This is a genomic window from Phyllobacterium sp. P5_D12 (assembly GCF_054049495.1).
Window position 1 is genome coordinate 1 of record NZ_JBFUMG010000294.1, and the last position, 5,518, is coordinate 5,518.

Sequence of the window (5,518 nt, forward strand, 5' to 3'; positions counted from 1 at the left end):
GCGTTGAGCGGTTCCCTGTCTCATTGCGCTTCCTGAAAACGGCTGCACAGCCAACGCCGGAAACGTTGCGGGTTTCGACGGCCAGCGGCTCTCACACTGTCTCGGTGCAGACGACGCCGGACGGATTGAAACTTGGTTTGCCGGATCTCAAAGAGACCGAAGCAATTCCGGTCTTGTCGTCGGCCATCGAATTCATGACCGCGCAGTCCCGCGACATTGGGATTATCGAGATCGGCAATATGCCGGCATCTGACTTCCCGGTCGGCACATTTGACGGCGATCGCCTGTTGATCGATCCGCGATCATTCTGGCAATGGCCGGCACCATGGATTGCAAAGCCGGCTTATCCAAATCCCCAAGTGCATGTCTTGAGCAATGGACAATACCATCCGAAGCGGCCGCGAAAGCCGAGAGGCGTTGTCTACGACCGATATATTCCATGGCTCGACCAGAGCCTCTCCTTCCGGGTTGCTGATCCCAAGGCCGATCTCGAGCATTTCCATCGCTGGATGAACGACGAGCAGGTCAATGTGATCTGGGAGGATGGCGGTGACAGGCAGAAGCACGCGGCTATCCTCGAAGAGCGCCTAAGCGATCCGCACATGCTGGCGCTGATCGGCTGTTTCAACGGTGTGCCATTTGGATATTTCGAGGTTTACTGGGCCAAGGAGAACCGCCTCGGGCCCTATTATGATGCGCAGGACTATGATCGCGGCTGGCATGTCGCTATCGGCGAACCAGCCTATCGCGGCAAGCAATGGATCACTGCCTGGCTCCCGTCTTTGATGCATTTCATCTTTCTCGATGACCCGCGTACACAGCGCATCGTCGGCGAGCCGCGCGCCAGCCACGAGCAGCAGATCCGCAATCTTGACCGCTCGGGCTTTGCCAAGGTCAAGCACTTTGACTTCCCGCACAAGCGGGCATTGCTCGTGATGTTGACGCGGGAGCGTTTCTTCGACGATCGTTGCTGGGTTCCGGCATCATGACGGCGAAGCGGGCCTATTTTGCCCCTGATGATCTGAATGATCCGGCACTGACTCGTCTGATCTTCCGGCTTGGCATGCCTGCGGTTGCAGGCCTGTCGATCAATGCCGTCCATCACACGATCAATATGGTCTTCGTCGGCACGATCGGCAGTCATGAGATCGCGGCGATCACCGTTGTCCTGCCAATCCTGATGATGGTCGGAGCGATTGGCGAGGGGCTTGGCGTTGGCGTTGCCACCGCCGTCGGCCGTGCGCTCGGCGGCGGCGATCCGCAGCGGGCCAGCATCACGGCGTCAACGCTCGTCATGCTGGCGATACCGCTCGGGCTCGTGCTGACGGTTGCAATTCTCCTTTTCAAGCGTGAGCTGCTCGTCCTCTTTGGCACCAGCGAAGCCATCCTGCCATTAGCCGAGCACTATCTTGCGATCGTCGCCTTTTCGGTGACGCTGACCATGCTGCAGATACTTTCGGATTTTATCGCCATTTCAGAGGGCAACACGCGCTTCAGCATGTGGACGCTGATGGGCTGTTTCGCCCTCAACATCGTCCTCGATCCAATCATGATCTTCTGGTTCGATTTTGGGCTGGCGGGAGCGGCAGTCGCCACCATTATATCGCAGATTGCAGCGCTCGGTGCCTATTTCCTCTACTTCCGCAGGCGAATCGGGACCTTGCACGTAGCGGCACGGTTCATGGCACTCCGCGTTGATGTTCTCAGGCCGGTCCTTCTCATCGGATTGCCGGTAACGCTCACAAGCATGTTGAGCAGCATCAGCTTCGCTGTGCTTTTCACTTTCGCCGGATTCTACCGTGGGGACGACGGTATTGCCGGGGTGGGCATTGCAATGCGCGTCCTGACCCTCGGCATGCTGCCGATTGTTGGTCTCTCGCTCGGCGGGCAGGCGGTGTTGAGTTTCGCCAGCGGCTCGAAAAATCCCGCTCGGTTGCTCTCGGCATCTGGAACGCTGCTCGTGCTCACGTCGATGTTTGCCGTCATTTACGGTCTTGGCGCCATACTGCTGCGCTATCCCGTCGCCGCGATTTTCAMAAATGACATCCAAATCGCGGATATTGCGGCACAGACACTCGTCGTCACGCACATCCCGTTCGTCTTCTTCGGTACAAGGCAGATACTGCTGGTTCTCCTGCAGGCCCAAGGCCGGGCGCGTCTGGCGGGTTTTATCAGCGTTGCGCAGAATGGCTATTTCCTGCTGCCGCTGCTCTTCATCCTGCCACACTGGTTTGAGTTCGACGGAGTTCTGGTCAGCCTCTTTGTTGCGCCAGCGCTAACCGCACTCATGTCATTGGGCATCCTTGTCATGACCCTGCGCCAGCTCCGTGACCATTCGTCATCCAATCCGATCACCAGTTTCAACAGCATCGTGTCTGAGAGGGCCTCATGAACAAAGCCATGCCACCGCAAGAATTCAATGCCGAAATGCCGGACGATCTGTTTTCGCCAGTCGATAATGCTGCGTTCAATGCGGTTTCGCCGCCGATATTCCAGACCTCCCTGTTCACCTATGACACCTATGAGGCCATGGAGGATGTCTTTGCCGGGCGGTCCCGAAATTATATCTACTCGCGTGGCGACAATCCTACGGTGAGGGAGTTCGAATTGCTGACGGCCCGGCTGGAAGGTGCCGAGGACGGACGTGGTTTCTCCAGCGGCACCGCTGCGATAACAGCGACGATCTTGAGCCTTGTCGAAGCGGGCGACCGGGTTGTCGCGGTGCAACATCTCTACAATGATATCTACCGGCTTTTCGTCAAGCTGCTCGCCCGTTTTGGCGTCACTGTGGACTTTGTCGATCCGTCCAACCATGACGAAGTCCGTGCTGCCTTGCCCGGCGCGAAGCTGCTCTACCTGGAAAACCCGACCTCGATGGTTTTCGAATTGCAGGACATCGAAGCGTTGACGGCGATGGCGAAGGAATATGGCGTTACGACTGTGATCGACAATTCCTGGGCAACCCCGCTGTTCCAAAAGCCGATCCAGCATGGCGTCGATATCGTCATTCACGCTGCGTCGAAATATCTTGGTGGCCACAGCGATACGGTTGCCGGAGTGGTTATAGGTCCGCGTGATCTGATCGCCAAGATCAATAGCTCGACCTACCCGTACATCGGCGCAAAGCTCTCGCCCTTCGAGGCCTGGCTGCTCCTGCGCGGTATGCGGACACTGAAGGTGCGGCTGAAGGAACATATGCACAACGGGCTCGTGCTCGCCAAGCATCTTCAGCAACATCCGGACATTGCGCTCGTCCGTCATCCCGCCTTCTCCGATCATCCGGKCAAGAAGACGCTGACGGGCTTTTCCGGTCTGTTCGCCTTCGATCTAAGCCCCGATATTGATGTGGCGCGTTTCGTCAACGCGCTGCGCCATATCCGGCTTGGTGTCAGCTGGGGCGGACCGGAAACGCTTGTGGTTCCAGCAAAGGCTGCGCTGCAAATTCCTGATCGCATGACGTCCTTCGTTCGTTTCGGTGTCAATCCGCAAACCATACGTTTTGCGGTTGGTCTCGAGGAGCCAGAAGTGATCTGGAGCGACATCCAGCAAGCGCTGCATGGTGCACGTCTGTAGCATTGGGGCCACAGCCTCTTGCTGATTGGGCAGGGCGCGTCAAAAAAATCGGCATTTTACCGATCGCGCCTTGACTCACATAAGATGACAAATGTAGTCATCTTTAAACATGAGTACAGAACTCATGTAAATTATCAAGCAGAGTCAAGTTTTTACAAGGGGTGTGTCATGCGGGGATGCAGGGCAATGATTTGGACCGAAGCCAGTTCATCAAGGCGGCAGCGTCGTGCCCGATTGCTGGTGACGACGTCGATTGCCGGGTTGATGATGGCAAATATCGCAGTTGCCCAGGAAGCGCCCTCAATCCAGCTGAACACTATCGTCATCGATGGCGATACCAGCCCTGTTGGCCCTGACAAAGGCTATATCGCCAAGAATACGCTGACAGGCGCCAAGACCGACACGCCGATCCGTGAAATCCCCCAATCCATTTCTGTTGTTACCCGCGAGCAGATGGACGACCGGTTTTCGGAGCAGATCGAGGATACGATTGCCTACACTTCCGGCGTGACAGCCTCACCCTGGGGTGTTGATGACCGCTTCGATCAATTCCTGATCCGTGGCTTTGATATTGGCCCATACGCTGTTTATCGCGACGGCCTGCCGCAAAAGGCTATCGACTTCTCTGGTTTCAAAGCCGAGCCATACGGCCTGGAACGGGTGGAGGTGYTCAAGGGACCGGCTTCCGTCCTCTATGGCTCGAACGAGGTTGGCGGCATTGTCAACCTCGTGACCAAGCGGCCGACCCAGGACCCGCTTTACAGCGCATATGCCAGCTACGGATCCTTCAACACCTATGAGACGGGGATTGATTTGGGCGGTCCGCTCGACAAGGAAGGCGTGTGGACCTATCGCCTGACGGGTCTTTTCCGCGATGGGCAGACGCAAACGGATTTTTCAAAGAACAACCGGGTGTTCATAGCGCCCGCAATCACCTGGTCACCCAGCGCCGACACGTCGCTGACAATCCTCGCCAACTACCAGTGGGATGAACTGACGCCGAATACGTTCCTGCCTGTCGCCAATCCAGCCTTCCCGAACATTCCGAAATTCTCGCGCAGTTTCACCGCATCCGATCCGAATTTCGACCGGTTCGATGCAGACCACGGCTCCATCGGCTATGAGTTCGAGCACAGCTTTAACGACGAGTGGAAAGTCTGGCAGAACCTCCGCTACTCGCAGCAGGAAACCGATTACAGACATCTTTATTATTCCAGCATGATCGACGATGACACCATGAACCGCACGGCGTTCACGGTTGACGAAACGGCAACACTCTTCAGTGTCGATACGGGTGTTCAGTACGACTATGAGGGCAAACGCATCAAGAATACCCTGTTGATGGGCCTTTCATACGACCGCCAGACTGTTGATGGACAAAATGGCTTCGATACCGGACCGAACCTCGATATCAATGACCCCGTCTATGGCATCGATGTTCCCTCTCCTCCAATTTATCTCGATCGCCGTGAGACCGTCGATCAGGTCGGGCTCTACGCACAGACGCAGACCAAATTCGACGATCACTGGTTGCTTACTCTGGGTGGACGCCAGTCCTGGGTCGAAGACAAGACCTTTGACCGCTTGAGCAATTCAACCAGCGAGCAATCGGACAGTGCCTTCTCTGGAAGAGTAGGTCTCGGATACTTGTTCGATAATGGCCTGACGCCTTACGTCAGCTATTCCGAATCCTTCACGCCAACCATCGGTCAAAGCTTTGACGGACAGGCATTCTCGCCTTCCGAGGGCCAGCAATATGAAGCAGGCGTGAAGTACGAACCGGATTATTTCCCGGGAACTGTTACCGGTTCGGTTTTCGAGATCACCAAATCCAATGTGCTGACGCCGGATCCGGACGATCCCAACTTCCAGGTCCAGACCGGGGAAGTGCGGCACCGCGGCTTCGAACTCGAGACGGTCGTGAACCTCTTCCACGGCGTCAGCC

The 5,518-nt window shown here is 56.5% G+C and carries 4 protein-coding genes; all 4 read left to right on the forward strand.

The window, feature by feature from the left end:
• The first annotated feature begins 23 nt into the window (after positions 1–23).
• A complete protein-coding gene (locus ACXJ5O_RS17485) occupies positions 24–989 on the forward strand; it encodes a GNAT family N-acetyltransferase (RefSeq protein WP_457300999.1) in 966 nt (321 codons plus the stop codon).
• On the forward strand, positions 986–2,392 hold the full coding sequence (locus ACXJ5O_RS17490; RefSeq protein WP_457300996.1) for an MATE family efflux transporter: 1,407 nt from the start codon (positions 986–988) through the stop codon (positions 2,390–2,392). Before ACXJ5O_RS17485 ends, ACXJ5O_RS17490 begins: the two co-directional genes overlap by 4 nt.
• On the forward strand, positions 2,389–3,573 hold the full coding sequence (locus ACXJ5O_RS17495) for a PLP-dependent transferase (protein WP_457300997.1): 1,185 nt from the start codon (positions 2,389–2,391) through the stop codon (positions 3,571–3,573). The genes ACXJ5O_RS17490 and ACXJ5O_RS17495 overlap by 4 nt, the downstream gene beginning before the upstream one ends.
• Before the next feature lie 186 nt (positions 3,574–3,759).
• A partial coding sequence (locus ACXJ5O_RS17500; protein WP_457300998.1) for a TonB-dependent siderophore receptor occupies positions 3,760–5,518 on the forward strand: 1,759 nt, incomplete at its 3' end.